Source organism: Leptospira sanjuanensis, assembly GCF_022267325.1.
Classification (GTDB): domain Bacteria; phylum Spirochaetota; class Leptospiria; order Leptospirales; family Leptospiraceae; genus Leptospira; species Leptospira sanjuanensis.
In genome coordinates, this window is sequence record NZ_JAIZBG010000001.1 from 3538730 (window position 1) to 3556954 (window position 18225).

Sequence of the window (18225 nt, forward strand, 5' to 3'; positions counted from 1 at the left end):
TTAAAAACGAAACTTACTGATGGATATAACCCCAGCTTTCGAGGATTTTACGGACTTCCTTGCCCATTGCCGCCTCTTCTTCCGTTTCTTTGCCTCCGGAAAAGCCGGTGTGATAGTACAAAAACGGAATTTCGGAGGACGCGAATCGATAAGGCTCCCGTCCCAAGGAAACGTAATTCGGTTCGATCGATAATATTTCCGCGGCCTTGCTCGAACGAATTCCCCATTTACCGACTCGATAGTCTTCGGGTTTTCCGTTTTTCAGGATCTGAAGTCTGAAATCAGGAAACGGATCGACCGTCCGAACGGTCAAAACGCGATCGGAGGCGCCCGAACCATTCAATATTTTGAATGTAACATTTTTCGAATCCTCTTGTAAAACCCTAAACTCTCCGTCAAAGTCGTAACGGTATATCCCGCCCTTGGAAAAGAGGCGGATCTCCCGTTCGCAATCGGCTTCACATCGAGGCAATCGTAAAACGAACTCGTTTTTATGAAGCTGGTTTCGTCTCAAAACGTTTCGGGCTTCGTTTAATAATTCGGTGTTCGTCAGGGCGACGTTCCGAAGTTCTTTCGGATCTTTTTGAAGATCGTATAACTCTTCGGACATCTTATGCGGAACCCCTTCCCTAGTTCTTCGAACCGAATCGTAACCGGGATAACGTCGTATGTATTTGAAATGTTTCGTTAGAACGGATTCGGAATATCTACCTTCCGTATAAATGACCGGCTCGGATGACGGACCATCTTGTCCGAAAACCGCTTTGGAATAGTCGTTGCCTTTTAATTTTTCCGGCGGATAGGAAATCCCGTTCAAGCCGAGCAGAGTGGGCATCAACGACAAAAGAGAAACCGGATCGGCAAACTCGCGTTTTTGAATCCGACTTTGCATGCTTTTCGGCGGATGAATGATCCAAGGAACGCGAATTTCTTTTTCGTAATGCGTCTCTCCGTGGGCATAGACCGTTTCCGTGATGAAATGGTGATGATAATAATGCGACTTCTCCAGAAGCTCTCCGTGATCGCTCGTAACGACGATCCAAGAATCCTCGTATAATCCTTGTTTTTTGAGTTCTTCGAAAATTCTCCCTAAGAGCGCGTCCGTATAACGAACTTCTCCGAGATACTTCTGCTGATATTCGTCCAACTCATCCCACAACAAAGGATCGGATCGCTCCTTCAGCTCTTGAAAATATTTAGCGGGGGGGCGATATCCCCAGTGGGGCGTGTTCAGATTGAGATGCAAAAAGAACAAATCGTCCTTGTGTTCTCCGAAAAACGTTTCGGCCCGAGCAACCAGTTCTTCCGTATCGAGCGTATCCTTTCCGACTTGTTGAATTTTATGAAATCCTAAATCGACTCCGACCGAAGTATAATCCATTAGAAAAACGTTATTCATGATGCTTTCGGTAAAATACCCTTCTTCACGAAACGCGTTCGGCATCGTAAGCGGCTTTTTTGAATAAAAAATTTTTCGCTGCTGTCCCGATGTATAAAACCATGCGTTTCCGAGTCCGAGATTGGAAGCGATTTCCGAGGTGAAAAAAGAAAGCATGGAAGGTTTAGTCCAATTGCCGTTCGCGATCGTATTTTGAAACACGATCGATTCTTTTGAAAAAGAATCCAAAATCGGAGTCGTCGGAAACGGAGAACCGCCGGAAGACAAGGAATCCTGACGCAACGCGTCGATCACGATCAAGATCACATTCTTTTTTTGTGTATTCCGTTTTTCGAATAGAACGGGTGAACCTAAAAACAATCCGGAACCCGTCCGCGATTCCCAGCGGATTTTCAACGTAGCTTTGGAAACTTTCGGCTCGGCTTCCGCGGTTTGTAACGGAACCGAAAAACGATTCCATTCTTCCTTTTTCTTTTCAAGGCGCCGTTCAAAAACTTTCGCTTCGTCGAAATAAATTTTTAGATTTCCGTCGCCTCCGAACGAATTCCCGTTGGAAAGATGTGCGGCATAGAATTGAAACACAAGCCGATCGCGATCGACGAAAAACTTCTCCGCTTTCAATACACATTCTTGTCCCGATGGAATGAATAAAGAATCCTGGGATTCGTTGATGAACAAAGATTCGTCCGTGTACAAAGTCATCTGAACGTTCTTCCAGCGATCGGCGGAATTGAGGTTGGAATATCTTCCCGGATTTTTTTTCCAATGAAATCGAAACTTTTCGATCTCACGATTCGTTTCCCCTGTGCATTCAAAATCGCCGCTCCCCAGTAAACGGGTCAAATCTCCTTTTACCGTATTCTTTTCGGAATGCGGAACGGGATTGCATCCGATCCAAATCGAAAACGATACGATGAGAATCGCGAACATTCCGTAATGGAAACACGATCGGGTCGAGAACATGAATCCAGGAAATTCGTTCGGGCTCGCGAGACAACAGAAAAGAACCTCGGTTTACGGTGAATTTTTCCCAAATGAAATTTTTTTCTCTTTTCAAAGGACGGTTTGCGTTTATAACACGTTCCGCTATGTCATGGAGTAATTCTTACAATCTACAAGACGATACGTTCGTCGGAAGCGGCGGAACCAAGATCTTCTACCGGACTTATCAACCCAAAGAAGGAAGAAAAGGAAACCGGGTTCTCGTGGTGCAACACGGAATCGGAGAACACAGCGGGCGTTATGAATTCTTAATCGAAGCGCTCGCAGGAACGGGAACCGCGTTCTACCTGATCGATTCGAGAGGGCACGGTCGCTCCGAAGGGAAACGGGGAGCGGTGGATTCTTTCTCGGATTTTCTTTCCGATTTGGATAAACTGATCGCGATCGCAAAAGAGAAAGAAAAAGTTTCCAAAGTCACGCTTCTCGGTCACTCGATGGGCGCGGCCATTGTGACCTTTTATGCGGAAGAAGGAACCAATCAAGGAAACTTGAACGGACTTATCGTTTCCGCCCTTCCTATCAAAGTGAAGCTGGATCTCGTGATGAAGATCAAAAAAGGAATCGCTCCTTTTATGGCCGATATTCTTCCGAACCTGACTCTGCCCACAGGTTTAAACGTAAATCATTTGAGCCATGATAAGGCAGTTGTGGACGCGTATGTGAAAGATCCTCTCGTTCACGGAATGGCGTCCGCGTATTTGGGCAATATGCTCTTAAACAGCGAAGAACCGATTCTTGCAAACGCGGGAAAAATCAAACTTCCCATCTACGTTTTTCACGGAAAAGAGGATTCTATCGCGGATTGCACCGGAAGCGAGGCCTTCTTCGAAGTGGTCGGTTCTCAGGATAAATCCCTCAAGATTTACGAAGGCTTATATCACGAAACGATGAACGAACGCTTAGAAGACAGAACCAAGGTTTTAAACGATCTCAAAAAATGGTTTGATTCCCACGCAAATTGACAGACAGAACGTTTGTTCTGTTTTTTCTAAAAAAATCATCGACCGGATTCTTCTTCTCTGGTAAGATTGAATTCGGTCGAAAGCCCTTTTTTCAAAACAAATCTCAGGAACTTTATATGTCAGCAAAAGGAATATCCAAAGACCTGATTGGAACAAAACTGGATCGCTACGAATTCGACGTAGAAAGAGGAAAGATCCGCGAGTTCTGTCAGGCGATCGGGGAAACCAACCCGATTCACTTCGATCTGGAAGCCGCAAAAAAAGCGGGCTACGAAGACACTCCCGCCCCCCCTACTTATCCTACCGTAATTCAATTTTGGGGTTACCCAAAGATTTGGCAGGATATGGAAAACATGGGAGTCGATACTTCCAGAATTCTCCACTTAAAGGAAAAATACACCTATCTAAAACCGATCTATCCGGGAAGAGTTTCCTCGCAAGGCGAATGCGTAAACGTTACGGTCGGAAAAATGGATACGATGACTTTCAAAACTACGGTTTCGAACTCCAAAGGGGAAGCGATCGTAGAAGCGGAAATGTCCATCTTTATCAGAAAACCGGAGGCATGATATGAGTAAGATTGATTTTGATAAAATTGAAGTCGGACACGAACTTCCTCCTTTAAAAACGGACGTCATCACGCACGCGAACTTAGTAAGATACGCGGGAGCTTCCGGAGATTTTAATCCGATCCACAACGATCCCGACTTTGCTCGTAAAACGGGTCTCGACGGAACGATCGCTCACGGTATGTATGTGATGGCTCAACTCGGAAGACTTTGCACCGGATGGGCGGATCAAAAACAAATCCGCGAGTTCGGAGTTACGTTTAAGAACATGACCAAACCGGGACAAAAACTTACCTGCACCGGCAAGGTAAAACGTAAGAAAGAAGAGAACGGTGAGAAGTTGATTACCGTTTCCGTGGAAGCTGCGGACGATTCCGGAGAAGTGAAATGTTCCGGTGAAATGGTCGTGGTCGCCTAAACTTTTCTCGACGAATAAGATTCCACCGCTATGACGGTTACGTCGTCGTAGCGTGGATTCTCCCCTCTTGTCAATTCCTCGATCTTGATGATCTCCTGAATCAAAGCGTTTAGACTGCTTTCTCTTCCTTCATGAAGGGTTTTCGTGATCAGTTCCATGTTGTACTGTTTCGTATTTAAGGAATCCTTCATACGATTTTCGATCAGACCGTCCGAGAACAGCAACAGTCTCGATCCCGTAGGAAAGGCCACGGTCTTGGAAGCGATTTCAAGAGTTTCGAATAATCCGAGAATCGGTCCGGTCTTTTGAATGAGAGAAGGGAATTCTCCGGGCAGTTGAATGATTTGATCCGGATGTCCCGCAGATGCGTACGTGAATTCTTCCTTTTCCGTATCGATGTCCCCGATCAAACAAGGGAAGATACTTTCCAAAGAATCGAATTTTTTCAGGAATCGAAAGTTCAATTCCTTGAGGATCTGAGCGGGATTCTCGAGATTCTTCAATTCTTCGTATTCCGTTTTTAAGGCCATGGTCATCAAAGAAGCCTGAACCCCGTGACCGACCGCGTCCGCAATCACAACGCGCACCTTTCCCGGAAGAATTTCGGATACGTCCAAAAAGTCCCCGCCCACTTTTTCCAAAGGCATATATTCGTAATGAAAGCGGATTCCGGAGATGTTGCGATCGAGCGGCGTCAAAATCTTCCGCTGAACGTTCTGGGCGATTTCCAATTCACGATTGATCTGAATGATGTTGTCGTTGAGTACGCGGGTTCGATCCTCGATCTTTTGAACGAGTTGTTCCTTCATCTCGAATAATTCGAGGTTGGAAGTTCTCAGATTCAAAGCCAATTCCCTCGTTTCGGCGAATTTCCTAGAACGCTCCGATGCAAGAAGAAGCGATTGTAAAAAGACGAAGAACACAAGCGCGTAATGAGAAGTTTGAATACTTCCCGTTTTTAAAACTCTCGCGTAAAACAAATCCACTAGAACGGCGATGAATAGAATTCCCGATCCGTAGAGAATATACGTGTAATTTCTTTCCTTATCGAAATCGATCTTCAAAATCGTATAGAACAGATAAAAGATCACCGCAAGAATGAAGTAGTGATAGATCGATATGTTCTGATTGTTGAACTGCATATCTCCGAACAAGGTTACGATCGAAAATAGAATCGAAAAGATAACTCCCGCATTGATGAATTTCCGATTCACATACGGAGCGAACACCGAACTGAAAAACAAAAGAAAGAACGGAACCGCCACGGACAAGGTAAGATGATTGATCTTGTTGATCCACGACCAAGGGATCTGCGGAAAAAACAACATGATGATTTTTGAATTTATCAAAGACGTTCGGAGACAGATCACAAGGCTGTACATCCCGAAATAGAGAGGAGATACGCTGCTTCTCAAATACAAATATTGGAAGATGTGATAGATCCCCATGATGAGAAGACTGCTGAAGGAGAATATATCGAAGAACAATGTGATCGCGCGCGAAACGCCCGCCGAATTCGCGGGTCCGACCGAAACGGGAAGCAGCACACCGGGCATCGTGGAAGAAAAATTGGAAACGAAAATTTCGATTTCCACTTCGTCCTCGTCCGCAAAGAATAAAAAGTCTCTCGGTTCGATTCTCGGCATCGAAGTATCGGCGCTCACTCCGGGAGTTCCGCATTCTCCGATGATTTGACCGTTGATTTTAACGCGATAAGAGGAGGCTACGGCTCCCAAGGAAACGGAAAGAATTTTCTTCTTCCAGACATCGGGCAAAAAAACCTTCAATCGGTATGTCGCATAACCGAACTTAGGATAGGCTTGTTGATTTTTGGATTCGTTCGTCCAGGAACCGGGAACGCCGATGAATCCTTTGGAATGATTTTCGACTCCGTCGTCCGGTTCTTGAAGCCAGTTGAATTCCCATTCTCCGTTGAGCTTGGTCATTCCGAATTCCGGATCTTGAATTCCTCGAAGATCGATTTTACCTTGGTAAGCTCTAAGTCCGTCCCCCGCCTGCCACGGAGAAGAAATCATGACTAAGATGATAAGCGCGAACGGACCAATTAAGAAAAAGAATATTTTTGAAAATTGCATCTCGAATTTAGATCCGTTCCGAATTAAAATGGAAATTCAATTGAGGGTCGTCAATTGCATATAACAACTGACGTAGGATTCGGCGCAAAAAATTTCCATACGACGGATCTTTTTTATTTTTTCGAAGAATCTCACCAAAAAAAGAGGCTAACACGTTGAAAAAGAACAAGAATTCTTTCCAAAGCGATCCCCAGTCCGCAGATCCAAGCCCTTCTCCCTTGAACGAGGTAGTATTGAAATCGGGTCGTAGACGCAAGAAAGTCGGATTGGCTCTCGGAAGCGGCTCCGCAAGAGGTTGGTCGCATATCGGCGTTATACGCGTTTTAGAATCCTACGGTTGGAAACCCGATATCATATGCGGAACTTCGATCGGCTCTCTCGTGGGAGCGTTTTATGCCGCGGACAAACTCGATCGTCTGGAAGAATGGGTTCAAACCTTGGAATGGAAGGACATACTTGGTTTCATGGACATATCGTTCGGAGGCGGAATTCTCGGGGGAAGGAAGCTATTCGACTTCTTTGAAAAGGAATTCAAGGATCTAAAGTTCGATCACCTAACAAAAAAATTCGGAGCGATCGCAACGGACATCGACAACGGCTCGGAGATCTGGCTAAGGGAAGGGTCGGTTCCGGAAGCGGTTCGAGCCTCGATTTCTCTTCCGGGAATTTTTTCACCCGTGAAACGCGAGGACCGTTGGCTTGTGGACGGCGGTTTGGTGAATCCGGTTCCCGTTTCTTTGTGTAAGGCGATGGGAGCGGAGTTCGTGATCGCAGTCGACTTGAATCAAGACCTTTTGGATCGAAAGGAAGAAGCGGATGAATCGGTCGCCAAAGAATCCAACCGCAAATCTTTCCTCTCTCATTTTTGGGGTAAGGATTTGGAGGAAAACCTTGGCAAGGAAAAAGACGAAAAACCGGGAATGATCGAGGTCATGTCGAAAAGCATCAACGTTATGCAGATCCGAATCACGCGCAGCAGAATGGCGGGAGATCCGCCCGACGTAACGATCGCACCCCGTCTCCGAAACATCGGTTTGATGGAATTTCACAGAGCGCAGGAATGTATCGAAGAAGGAAAACGAGCCGCGGAACTGCTTGCGGGTTTTCTGAAGAATCCTCCTTGATCCTTTTTTCCGATTGCGCTTATCAAAACGATCTTAGAATCTTTCTGTGCGAGGAAAAATGAAAACCGACGGATCTTTACAAAACTTCGAACGATTTCCGAAAGGAAACCGGAATTTAACGCGAAACGGCAATCGATTCGGTCGCAGATTCAACCTTTTGCTGCGCGCGGCCTTCATTACGATTTCATTGTTTTTTCTCGCAGTAAACTGCAATAAAAAAGAATCCATTTCGGTTTTGGAAATCCGGGATCTTACGGAAAAAGAAAACCTCGTCGAAGCGCTTCAAAAAGCGGAAGCGAATCTGAAACTGAAAGGAGACACCGCGGAACTTTTGTATGTGCGCGGTTGGATTCGGTATCTTCAAAAAAATCAAAACGCGGCGATGAACGACTTCAAAAAATGTCTCGCGCTCGATCCCAAATCCCTGGATTGCAAACGCGGCCTCGGACTCGTATACGAATCCAATAAGGATTACAAAGAAGCCGAATCCACGTATCGGGAAGCGCTGATTCTCGCAAAAGAAAAAAGTCCGGATTCGGAAGCGTTACTCCACGAAAACTTAGGAACCTTATATCTTCGGCAGAATCTAAGAAAAGAAAGTTTAAGCGAATTCCAAAACGCGATTTCCCTTTCGGATAAAGGGGACGCCTATTACGGTTTCGGTCTTTGTCTGATTATGGAAGGAAACAGCGAAGGCGCGATCGCTTCTTTGGAAAAGGGAATTTCCAAGCCGTTCCGTGCGAAACCGTTCCAATCCGAATCGCACTTTTTGTTGTCGAAATTTTATTTTGAAAAAAGAAAAGACCCCGTCAAAGCGGAAGCCGAAATCAAAAAAGCGATTTCGATTTTTCCTCTTCACAAGGAATATCTGGAAGCATTGCAGACTTATACAAAGGAAAGAATCAAATCCGGTCTTTGATTTTCAAACATGATAAAAGCCGTTTATAGACTCCTTCATCAACAGATCATCGTTCCGTTTCAGCAATCGCACGCTCCCGTAAAGGAAGTTTGTTTGGGAACTTCGATCGGACTTTTTTGGTCTCTCACTCCCCTGATCGGAATTCAGATGTATCTCGGATTGATCACTTGGGTTCTTCTCCGTTTGATCGGAATCCGATTTTATATGCCGATCGCGATCGCGATGATATGGATCACCAATCCGGTCACCCTTCCGTTCTTCTATTATATCTTTTACGTCACGGGAATCGCCGCCTACAATTTGTTAGGTTGGGATATGTCCGCCATGAACTTCGCGAGAATTTTGGAAGTCATCGACCATTCCAGTTCTCTCGAACTCTACGAAGGTTTGAAATATTGGAGCGCGTTTTTGATAAACGACATGGGCGCCCCCATGTTTCTCGGCGGATTTCTGATCGGAATTCCTTCCGCAATCGCCGGTTATCCTCTTACGAAATCGCTGCTCAATGGGTTTCGGGAAAAACAGGCGGAAAAGGAAGGAATCACCCTGGAACAATGGGAAGAGAAATACGTCCGCAAAGAATCGGATAAAAACCGCTCTTTTTGGAATATTCTCAAAAGCTAATTTAGATCGATCTTCAATTTTCTGGCGAGTTCTTCCGCGCTCTGATTGAGAATTTCCGGATTCGATTCTGCTTCCTTGATGAGCTTTACGATTCCTCGATTCAACGGCGCGGGATGTCCCATCACGTCGGCGAGTTTGATGACTTCTCCGTTGAGGGAATCGATTTCGGTCGGACGTTTTTGAACCAAATCCTCCCACATCGACGAACGCGCCTGCGGATCGATCTTTACCATTCCCGACGCGATTCTAAAAAATAAAAAATCCGGAAGATTCAAAATGATCGGCGCAAGACTCGGTATCATTTTCCCCGAACGAACCGGTCGGATCTCCGCGAGCCTCATGATTTCGAGAGATTCTTTCATCAGCTTGGAAAGAATCTTACGATACCCGGGTTTTGAAATTTCCGTTTTTAAAGTCAGACCGGAAAGTGCGTTTAAGGAATTATTCAGATTGAAAATCAATTTTCCCCAGAGAATTCCCCCGATATTCTTATGCGTATTGGTCGGAAGTCCGGCCCGATTTAAAATACGAGCGAGAGAACGCGAAGTCTTTGAATCTTCGATCACGAGATTTCCGCTCGTCCCCCGGTGAAAATGTCCGTTCCCTTTTGAAACCACGTTGAAAGGAACCATTCCCGCCAAAACCTCCGCGGGTAAATTTCGCAATTCCTCGCGCAAAACCTCCGCGTTACGTACTCCGTTCTGAAAACTGATTACAACGGGCAACGAACCGGAAACGGAATGATTCTTTTGCCGTTTTTCCAAAATACCGCGAAGTTCCTGCGCGAGATCCTTCGTATCTTTGGATTTTACCGTCACCAAAAATACGTCTGCGGTAAAAACATCGGAAAGAGAAGTGGTAAACGGAATGGAAGCGGGGCTTAGTAAAACTTCGTGATTCGTAAAATCGGTAATTTTCGCGCCGTAGGTTTTGAGTTCGTTTCGAATTCTTTCCCTACCGTACAAGATCACTTGATTTCCGGCCGCTAATAACCGGCAGCCGAGATAGGTTCCGATGCTTCCGGAGCCCAAAATTGCGAAGGAAAATCCCATAAGGATAGGCATCAAATCCGAATTTGCTATTTAATTCTACAACTATCCACAGTTAGTCGGTAAAAAAAAAAAGGACTCCGCGCCCAAACGCGGAATCCTATCTTGTACGGTTACTGGAATTTAGGAAACGATTCTTTTTATTGATTTGCCTTCGCGTTGGAAGCCATAGAGAGGAAATATCCTTCTACGTCATACCAAGTTTGTCCGGAAAGCAGGGTGTTAGAAGCTTGCAGGTGATCCACACCGGTCGTAAAAATACCGTAAGAAGGACCGCCTTTCCAAGTTCCCCATTTCTGAGAAGTTGCAGGAACCAGTCCATCATTGTCTCCGCCTTGTCCGTTGAAAACTCCGCCCGCCCAGCAAGCAGGATAAAGAATTCCCATCAGAGGATGCTGAATCAGATCCGGAATGGTAATCGTAGATCCGTAAGAGAAATACTTCACCGCAGAACTGTTCGGAGTGTAGCTGTTGAAAGAAGCCATTCCGCTGGTAGTCAAGGACTTCAGAGCCTTAACAGCGTCTTGTTGTCCTCCACCGTAAACCAATTGAACCACAACTCCCAGAACGGAAGATACGAAAGGCTGAGCCCAGCTTGGGATTACAGCGTTTACGATATCCGCGATCGGAGATCCTCTATGAGGAGAATTCAAAGAAGTCAGGGTGGAAACCTTGCCGGACATTCCTAAATTGGAAACCATATAACGGCTGTCCAATCCGCCTTGTGAATGTCCGATGATATGAACTTTAGTAAAACCGTTAGCCGCCATGTAGACGTTTACTTTATCTCTAAGTTCCGCGCCTCTTGTCTCGTTGGACTGAGCCGCCGTTTTTGTGGGAGCGTAAACGTTTGCACCTTGATTTCTCAAGTAAGTGTCCATTCCACCCCAGTAGTTTACGATGCTGATTACTCCGCTGGAATCGGTTCCCCATCCGAATAAACCGTGGGAAAGTACGATCGGATAAGAACCGGATAAAGGCTTCGAAGAAGACCCTCCGCCGGAAGCCATTAAAGAACCAGTCAATAGGAAACTCATTACGATCAATAAGCTTAATTTGCGCATTTCAAATACCTCAACTCTCTTCACTATTCTTCTATTTTATTTCTTTTCGAAATTCGCTTCGGTCTTCTTCGCTTGTAGTGTTTGATACACCGAAGTAAGAATTTAAACAAAGAGAATTCTCTGTCAAGAGGATTCGTAGAAAAAAGTTCATCTTTTTAATAACGAATGTTATTTCATTATCTTAGGAACATTCCGGTCGTTTTATAAAACTCAATCAAATCCGATCCTGTCTAAAACCGTCTCAAAGCGGCAAAATTACGCATTCTATCCATAACAAACGATATATAACTAAATATCATGACTGAACTATAGAATGACACATAACGGAAGCATTTGACGTATCTCCAAAAGTTGCTCATTTTTCTGGAAAAGGTCTATTCCGCGAGTGATATATATCAACTTCCATTCGGACAATTTATGATTTCATTTTTGGGTCGATCCGTTTGCATTTTCAGAATGAATTCTTCCATTCAAATTCATTTCTTGGGAGCGGCGGGAACCGTGACCGGCTCCAAATATCTGATCGATACGGGTAAGACTAAGATCCTGATCGATTGCGGCTTGTTTCAGGGGCTTAAGGAACTTCGGTTATTGAATTGGGCGCAACTGCCCGTCCGGGCTTCCGAAATCGATTTCGTATTATTGACTCACGGCCACTTGGATCACGTAGGTTATATTCCGAGACTTGTCAAACAAGGCTTTCGAGGAAAGATTTTCGGAAGCGCTCCTACGCTGGAAATTACGGAGATTATTCTCAAAGACTCCGGAAAAATTCAGGAAGAAGAAGCCGATCGCGCCAATCGGGGAGGATATTCCAAACACAAACCCGCACTTCCATTGTACGATCTTAAAGAAGCGATCGCTTCCCTTTCCTTTCTGTATCCGATCGAATTGGATCATTGGAAAGATCTTGGAGAAGGCGTTCGCGTACGATTGAAATACAACGGGCACATACTCGGTGCGACCTTTATCGAATTGGAAGTCTTCGGCAAGTTGTTCGTTTTTTCCGGAGACATCGGCAGACCGAAGGATATTCTTTTGTATCCTCCCAATCGTCCCGAACAAGCGGATTATATTTTTACGGAAAGTACGTACGGCGATAGGATTCATCCTTCCGATCCGGAAACGGCACTGCTGGAAATATTAAACGATACACTGAAGAACGATGGAACCGTGATTCTTCCCAGCTTTGCGGTGGAAAGAACGCAGAGCCTTATGTATCTTCTTTGGAAATTTAAATCGATGGGAAAAATTCCGAACGTTCCCATGATTCTAGATAGTCCTATGGGTCGAAACGTCTTTGAAGTTTTTCAAACTCATACGAAATGGCATAAACTTTCTTCGATGGAATGTTCGCAGATCTGGGAAAATTTTCAAAAAACGGAATCGATCAAGGAAACGTATAAACTCGCGGAAAACCGCGCTCCTAAAATCGTAATCGCCGGCAGCGGTATGGCAACCGGCGGTCGAGTTCTCACGTATCTTCAATATTATTTGGGAGATCCGAATTCGACGATTCTTCTATGCGGTTTTCAAGCGCTGGGAACCAGAGGAAGACAACTGCAGGACGGAAATCCTGAAATCAAAATCTACGGAAGATTCTACGATGTGAAAGCGAAAGTCCGCTCCGTGGAAGGATTATCTTCCCACGCTGATCAAAGAGAGATTCTGGAATGGCTTGGAAATTTAAAACGAAAACCCGAAAAGGTTTTTATCGTTCACGGTGAAAAAGGCGCATCCGATACGCTTCGAGTAAAACTCAAAGACAGTCTTCAATTCGAATGCGAGGTTCCTAATTTGTTCGATATAGTCGAAATCAAACTCTGAGAGATCATGTCCGATAAAAAAGAAAAACTCACTCTTAAAAATTTAGGAATCGATACGAATCAAGAATACGTCGTATTTCTCCGAAGGGATTGTCCCGCCTGTAAATCGGAAGGGTTTATCGCTCTCAATCGGGTTCAGGTAACCGTAGGCGATCATAAAATCATCGCTTCGCTTAACATTGTCGACAACAAGATTCTCCCGATCGGACAAGTCGGGCTTTCGGAAAGCGCGTGGAAAGCGGTTGATGCAAAAGAAGGAGATACGGTTCTTCTTTCGCATCTGAAACCCGTTTTGTCCTTACACGAAGTTCGATCGAAGATTTACGAAAATCGTCTAAACGAAGATTCCTTTGAAAGAATCATCCAGGACATCAAAGACGAAAAATATTCCAATATCGAAATCGCATCCTTTATTACGGCGTGTTCCGGCGATCATCTCAATTTGGACGAGATCAAAGCGCTCACCAAAGCGATGATTCGAACCGGTTCCGTTTTGAAATGGGACAAACACCCGGTCGTCGACAAACACTGCGTAGGCGGACTTCCGGGAAACAGAACGACTCCTATCGTAGTTTCGATCGTGGCCGCAGCCGGTTTAACGGTTCCGAAAACTTCTTCACGCGCGATTACTTCTCCGGCGGGAACGGCGGACACGATGGAGACCGTTACGAACGTGAATCTGAATCTTAACGAAATGAAAGCCGTCGTCGAGAAAGAAGGAGGTTGTATCGTTTGGGGAGGTTCGATCGGGTTAAGCCCCGTAGACGATATTCTCATCCGCGTCGAACGCGCTTTGGAAGTGGACAGCGTAGGACAAATGATCGCCTCGGTGTTATCGAAAAAAGCCGCGGCAGGTTCTTCCCATGTAGTGATCGATATTCCCATCGGAAAGACTGCAAAAGTTCGCACGGAAGAAGATGCAGAAAAGTTAAATTACTATTTTACGGTAGTCGGAAAGTTCGTCGGTTTGAAAGTCAAGGTATTGATTTCGGACGGTTCGCAGCCGATCGGAAGAGGAATCGGTCCGTCTCTCGAAATTAAGGATTGTATCAGCGTTTTAAAGAACGAGGCGGATTCTCCCTCGGATCTGAAACAAAGAGCTCTGACGATCGCCGCGGCCATGCTCGAGTTCGCGGCTCCGCATCGATATAAAAACGGAATTCAAGCCGCTCTTGAAATTTTAGAATCGGGAAAAGCCTGGGAGAAATTCGAAAAGATATGTAGGGCTCAAGGGGATTTTAAGGAACCTTCTTCCTCCAAGTTTCAAATGGACGTCATCGCTCAATCGTCGGGGATCGTTTCAGAGATAGACAATCGAAAGATCGCAAAGGTGGCTCGGCTTGCAGGAGCGCCTAACAGTTCTTCTGCGGGAGTGTATTTTCTTTCTCCGTTGGGAAGAACGATCGAAAAAGGCGACATACTCTATACCGTTCATTCGGACTCGGAAGGAGAATTAGAATACGCTTTCGATTACCTGAATACTCAAAACGGAATCATTACGATTCAATAAAGGAGTTTATGAAACGAATCCTAATTTCATTGCCCGAAAACGAAGCCCTTACAAAAAGAATTTCGGAACGATCCGGCTTAAAGGTCGGTAAAGCCGAGTTCGGAAGATTTCCGGACGGAGAATCCAAATTTAGAATCGACGAAGAATTAGCTGAAACGGAAATCTACGTCGTCTGCTCCTTAGATCGCCCCGATACAAAGATCGTCCCGCTTCTCTTTTTCTGTGAAACGGCAAGGTCGCTCGGTGCCGAAAAAATTCATCTCATAGCGCCTTATCTATGTTATATGAGACAAGACAAAGTCTTTCATCCCGGAGAAGGCATCAACGCCCGCTATTTCGCATCCTTGATTTCCCGTTACGTGGATTCGGTTTTGACGATCGATCCTCATCTGCATCGAATTCACAACCTAGAAGACATTTTCAGCGTAAAGGCGACGACCTTACACGCGACACGGCTCTTTGCGGATTATATCCGCAAGAACGTCAAAAATCCGATTTTGATCGGACCGGACAACGAGAGCAGTCAATGGGTTAGCGAAGTCGCGAAAGAATCCGATTCTCCGTTTACGATTTTGGAAAAAAAACGCAAAGGGGACCGCGACGTGGAAGTAAGCGTTCCGCAGATCGAAACGTATCGAAACCATACGCCGGTTTTGATAGACGACATCGTTTCCACGGGAAAAACTCTGCTCAAAACGATCGCACATCTGAAAAATGCCGGAATGCAGGCCCCCGCTTGTCTTTGTGTTCACGGAATTTTCGCGGACGATTCTTATCAAGAATTGATCGAAAGCGGAGCGAATCCGATCATTACTACGAATACGATCGATCACGTAAGCAATCGTATCGATATAAGCGCACTGATTGCGGAGAATTTGTTTTAACCGTTTCGATGATCTGGAATCGGATGCTCGAGCTGGATGCGGATTTTTTTTGCGTGAGAATTACTCGGATCGAGTTGATCCACTTTTTCCAAAAGTTTTACCGCGATCTCCTTCTTATGAATGAACAGATACGATTCGGCGAGATGAGCCACATTGTTCAGGAATTCCGGTTCACGGAGTAATACGCGCTCCCCTAACTCCACCGCTTGACGAAAACGTTTCATCCTTTTGTAGATCAAAGAGGCGGTAAACATCGCCTCCACATCCTCGGGAAAATCGGAAATCAATTCCTCGAATAAATTAAGCGCCTCTTCGTATTTGCCGATTTTATAATATATCTTCGCGAGTTCCTTTTTAAACGCGGGAGACATCGTCTCGTCTTCCAATTTGTTCTTCAGGTTTTCGAGATGATACAAAGCGTGTTCCCAATTCTCCGCTTGCAGATACTTTAGATACGTTTCGTCCGGAAAAACGAAGGATTGAATTTTAGGTGCGCTTTCCAGGCGAACCGGTTCTTTGAGATAGGTCATCTTTACGATGCTCAGATCGTCCGTAAGTTCTCCGTAATTCCGAAGTCCTTGTACGAGTAAACCGAGATCGCCTCTGGCCTCATCCACTCTTTTTAAGAATTGCGATTCGTCCTCGTTGATCAATCTTGTCCCGTCCGGATCGACTCCGAGCAGCAGGTCGTCTCGTCCGTCAGAACCGATAAAAATCGTATCTCCTTTTTCCAAAAGGAAGATTTTCACTTTCATCTTGCTTTCCAGACCGGTGATTCCTATCTTTCTAAGTTCCAATTTGTCCTCGATAAAGGAGGAGACGCCGTCGCGATATAAAACCGTCCAAGGGTGTTCTGCATTCAAAAAATAGAATATTCCGGATTCTAAATCCACGAGACCCAGGACTACGGAAATCAACATCGATCCGTCGAACGATTCGAAGATGTTCTGAAGCTCCAAAAAACATTCCTTCAACCAGAGTTCAGGCGGCTTGGATCGATACGAACTAACGTTCTTTGTCCTGGAAACGAAAGATCTGAAAACCACCCCTAACACGAGTGCGCCTCCCGCGCCTTGAATCGACTTTCCCATCGCGTCCCCGTTTACGAGAACGAGATATTTCCGATCCTTCAAAACGATCTCGTCGGCGATGATAATGTCCCCTCCGATTTCCTTTTTCCATTGTTTGAACTCGAAATGTTTTTTCTGACGGCTGAAACCTTCCACGGAAATCGATTCGTTCTGAATCTTATAACGATTCAACGGATCCAATAATAAAGAAGTCAAAAAGTAATCCCCGTCCTGCTGAATCTTCAACTCCTGAATCTGATTCAGAGTATCTTCCAATTGTCCCGTTCTTTCTCGGACTTTTCGATCCAAGTCCAGATTCAATTCTTCCACTTCGTTGTGAACCCTGAGAAATCGGTTCGCGAGAATGAACACGATCCCCAATTCGAAGGTAAAAAATCCATATTTTAGAAGTCCATAATTTTCTAAATAAGGAAGGAGCTGCATAGACCCCACAAGATCGGTGATCGCGGATACCAGAAGAATGATGAATCCGGCGAATAACCGAACACTGTCCTGGTTCCTTTGGATCAAGGAGCGGATCATAACGTAAAGCGCGTACGACGCAAAGAGAAAGATCGAATACTGCCAAGCCTGAAGCAATAGAACGGAAATCGCACGATTGCAAAACGGAATCAGGGACGTAAGCGCAAAGGCAAAGAATTGATAAAATCTAGACACGGAACCGATCTTCGATTCGAAGATCGGTTCCAAAAACAAAAGAAAAAAAGTCGGAATGTTGAATACGACCATATACTCCAATTTCATTTGGAGGACCGGATCAAGGTTGAGTTCGTAAACGGCGTTGCTTCTCAGATAAATGTATATCGCAAGCAACATCGAAAAAAGACCGAAGAAGAGATTGTATTTCTCCTGTGGACGTTTGAAATAAAATAGGAAATGATAGAAACCGACGAACAGATATAAAAACGCGAGCATCAAAGTCGATCGTTCGGATAAGATCGACGCGTTACGCGACTGCAAATCGATCATCGGAGGAACGGAATCGAAACTCGCGTACGCGTCGAGTTCCTCGCCCGGATCGGAAGACAAGATCAGTCGGACTTCGTTGCTTCCGACGCGAACTTTGTTTTCGGGGATCGGAAAGATCACGTGTCTTTTAAATCCGTTTTTGACGATTCTTCCTCCAAAGACCAGTCCCCCCTCTCCTATCTTTTCTCCGTTGAAATAAATTTCATACGCGTTCGTAAGAAGGGGAAAGTGAATGGAAAGTCCGTCGACGGAAAGAACGTTCAGATCCTGCGCGGAAATATCGAACACCTTTAACAAGGTTACGGTCCGCGTAAAACCTTCGGGAAACGAAAAGGAACGGACGGTATCTTTCGGAATCGGAAGAGACTTCAATTCCTTCCAGGAAGAATTCTCGATCGGAGCGGCAAGATTTTTTCCTTCCGTAATTTTCCAATCCTTCGTCAATTGGATCGGAAATGAAAAGATAGGCGCGCTTATCAGAAAAAAAACGCATAAGAGGATGCGATTATAAAAACGTTCGGTTCTGTTTTGAAAATCGGAATCCACCGTTATTTGCCGCCAGCCCTTTGATAGAAGAAATCCTTCGTTTGGCAATCAATATTAAACGGAAATAAAAATAATTGATCGAACCTCGATTCGGCGGAAAGGAAGAACTTGGAAGAATATTTCACTTTTTTAATGTTAGGTGAAAGTTTCTTACATCAGGATTAAAACGAATC

Annotated in this window: 14 protein-coding genes; 9 read left to right on the plus strand and 5 right to left on the minus strand. The window is 45.1% G+C overall.

The genetic code is table 11. The features are described from left to right. Positions 1–13: 13 nt before the first annotated feature. On the minus strand, positions 14–2362 hold the full coding sequence (locus tag LFX25_RS16110; RefSeq protein ID WP_238731130.1) for a sulfatase: 2349 nt from the start codon (positions 2360–2362) through the stop codon (positions 14–16). 71 nt (positions 2363–2433) lie between these two features. On the opposite strand from LFX25_RS16110, the gene LFX25_RS16115 reads away from it, so the two are divergent. From LFX25_RS16115 to LFX25_RS16125, 3 genes are all read left to right on the plus strand, one after another. Next, positions 2434–3363 carry an alpha/beta hydrolase gene (locus LFX25_RS16115; protein WP_238731132.1) on the plus strand — a complete coding sequence of 310 codons (930 nt, stop codon included), beginning with the start codon at positions 2434–2436 and terminating at the stop codon, positions 3361–3363. A gap of 116 nt (positions 3364–3479) precedes the next feature. Next, complete coding sequence (locus LFX25_RS16120) at positions 3480–3932, plus strand: FAS1-like dehydratase domain-containing protein (protein ID WP_118954895.1); 453 nt, start codon at positions 3480–3482, stop codon at positions 3930–3932. A gap of 1 nt (position 3933) precedes the next feature. Beyond that, on the plus strand, positions 3934–4350 hold the full coding sequence (locus LFX25_RS16125; protein WP_238731134.1) for a MaoC family dehydratase: 417 nt from the start codon (positions 3934–3936) through the stop codon (positions 4348–4350). Here the strand turns inward: LFX25_RS16125 and LFX25_RS16130 are convergent. Continuing rightward, the gene (locus LFX25_RS16130; RefSeq protein WP_238731135.1) at positions 4347–6446 is read right to left on the minus strand and encodes a SpoIIE family protein phosphatase; all 2100 of its coding nucleotides are present in this window, start codon (positions 6444–6446) and stop codon (positions 4347–4349) included. The two genes, LFX25_RS16125 and LFX25_RS16130, sit on opposite strands and share 4 nt — an antisense overlap. Positions 6447–6601: 155 nt before the next feature. On the opposite strand from LFX25_RS16130, the gene rssA reads away from it, so the two are divergent. The 3 genes from rssA to LFX25_RS16145 are packed head-to-tail and all read left to right on the plus strand — an operon-like array spanning position 6602 to position 9113. Beyond that, a complete protein-coding gene (gene rssA, locus LFX25_RS16135; RefSeq protein WP_238731139.1) occupies positions 6602–7570 on the plus strand; it encodes a patatin-like phospholipase RssA in 969 nt (322 codons plus the stop codon). Between the two features lie 58 nt (positions 7571–7628). Beyond that, complete coding sequence (locus LFX25_RS16140; protein WP_238731141.1) at positions 7629–8489, plus strand: tetratricopeptide repeat protein; 861 nt, start codon at positions 7629–7631, stop codon at positions 8487–8489. Between the two features lie 9 nt (positions 8490–8498). Next, positions 8499–9113 (plus strand): DUF2062 domain-containing protein, encoded by a 615-nt coding sequence (locus tag LFX25_RS16145; protein ID WP_238731142.1) that lies wholly within the window; start codon positions 8499–8501, stop codon positions 9111–9113. Here the strand turns inward: LFX25_RS16145 and LFX25_RS16150 are convergent. Next, positions 9110–10165: a 2-dehydropantoate 2-reductase gene (locus LFX25_RS16150; RefSeq protein ID WP_238731143.1), complete on the minus strand. Its 1056-nt coding sequence runs from the start codon at positions 10163–10165 to the stop codon at positions 9110–9112. The two genes, LFX25_RS16145 and LFX25_RS16150, sit on opposite strands and share 4 nt — an antisense overlap. Positions 10166–10302: 137 nt before the next feature. Further along, the gene (locus LFX25_RS16155; RefSeq protein ID WP_238731145.1) at positions 10303–11226 is read right to left on the minus strand and encodes a lipase family alpha/beta hydrolase; all 924 of its coding nucleotides are present in this window, start codon (positions 11224–11226) and stop codon (positions 10303–10305) included. Positions 11227–11682: 456 nt separating this feature from the next. Between LFX25_RS16155 and LFX25_RS16160 the strand changes: the two genes are divergently transcribed. From LFX25_RS16160 to LFX25_RS16170, 3 genes are read left to right on the plus strand one after another with little or no spacing between them, the layout of a single operon-like run. Beyond that, positions 11683–13053 (plus strand): MBL fold metallo-hydrolase RNA specificity domain-containing protein, encoded by a 1371-nt coding sequence (locus tag LFX25_RS16160; protein ID WP_238731630.1) that lies wholly within the window; start codon positions 11683–11685, stop codon positions 13051–13053. A gap of 6 nt (positions 13054–13059) precedes the next feature. Then, positions 13060–14562, plus strand: coding sequence for a thymidine phosphorylase family protein (locus LFX25_RS16165; RefSeq protein WP_238731147.1), 1503 nt, complete (start codon positions 13060–13062; stop codon positions 14560–14562). An 8-nt stretch (positions 14563–14570) separates the two neighbouring features. Continuing rightward, positions 14571–15446, plus strand: coding sequence for a ribose-phosphate pyrophosphokinase (locus LFX25_RS16170; RefSeq protein WP_238731149.1), 876 nt, complete (start codon positions 14571–14573; stop codon positions 15444–15446). Here LFX25_RS16170 and LFX25_RS16175 read toward each other — a convergent pair. Further along, the gene (locus LFX25_RS16175; RefSeq protein WP_406600537.1) at positions 15443–18007 is read right to left on the minus strand and encodes a SpoIIE family protein phosphatase; all 2565 of its coding nucleotides are present in this window, start codon (positions 18005–18007) and stop codon (positions 15443–15445) included. The genes LFX25_RS16170 and LFX25_RS16175 overlap by 4 nt on opposite strands. Between the last annotated feature and the right edge of the window lie 218 nt (positions 18008–18225).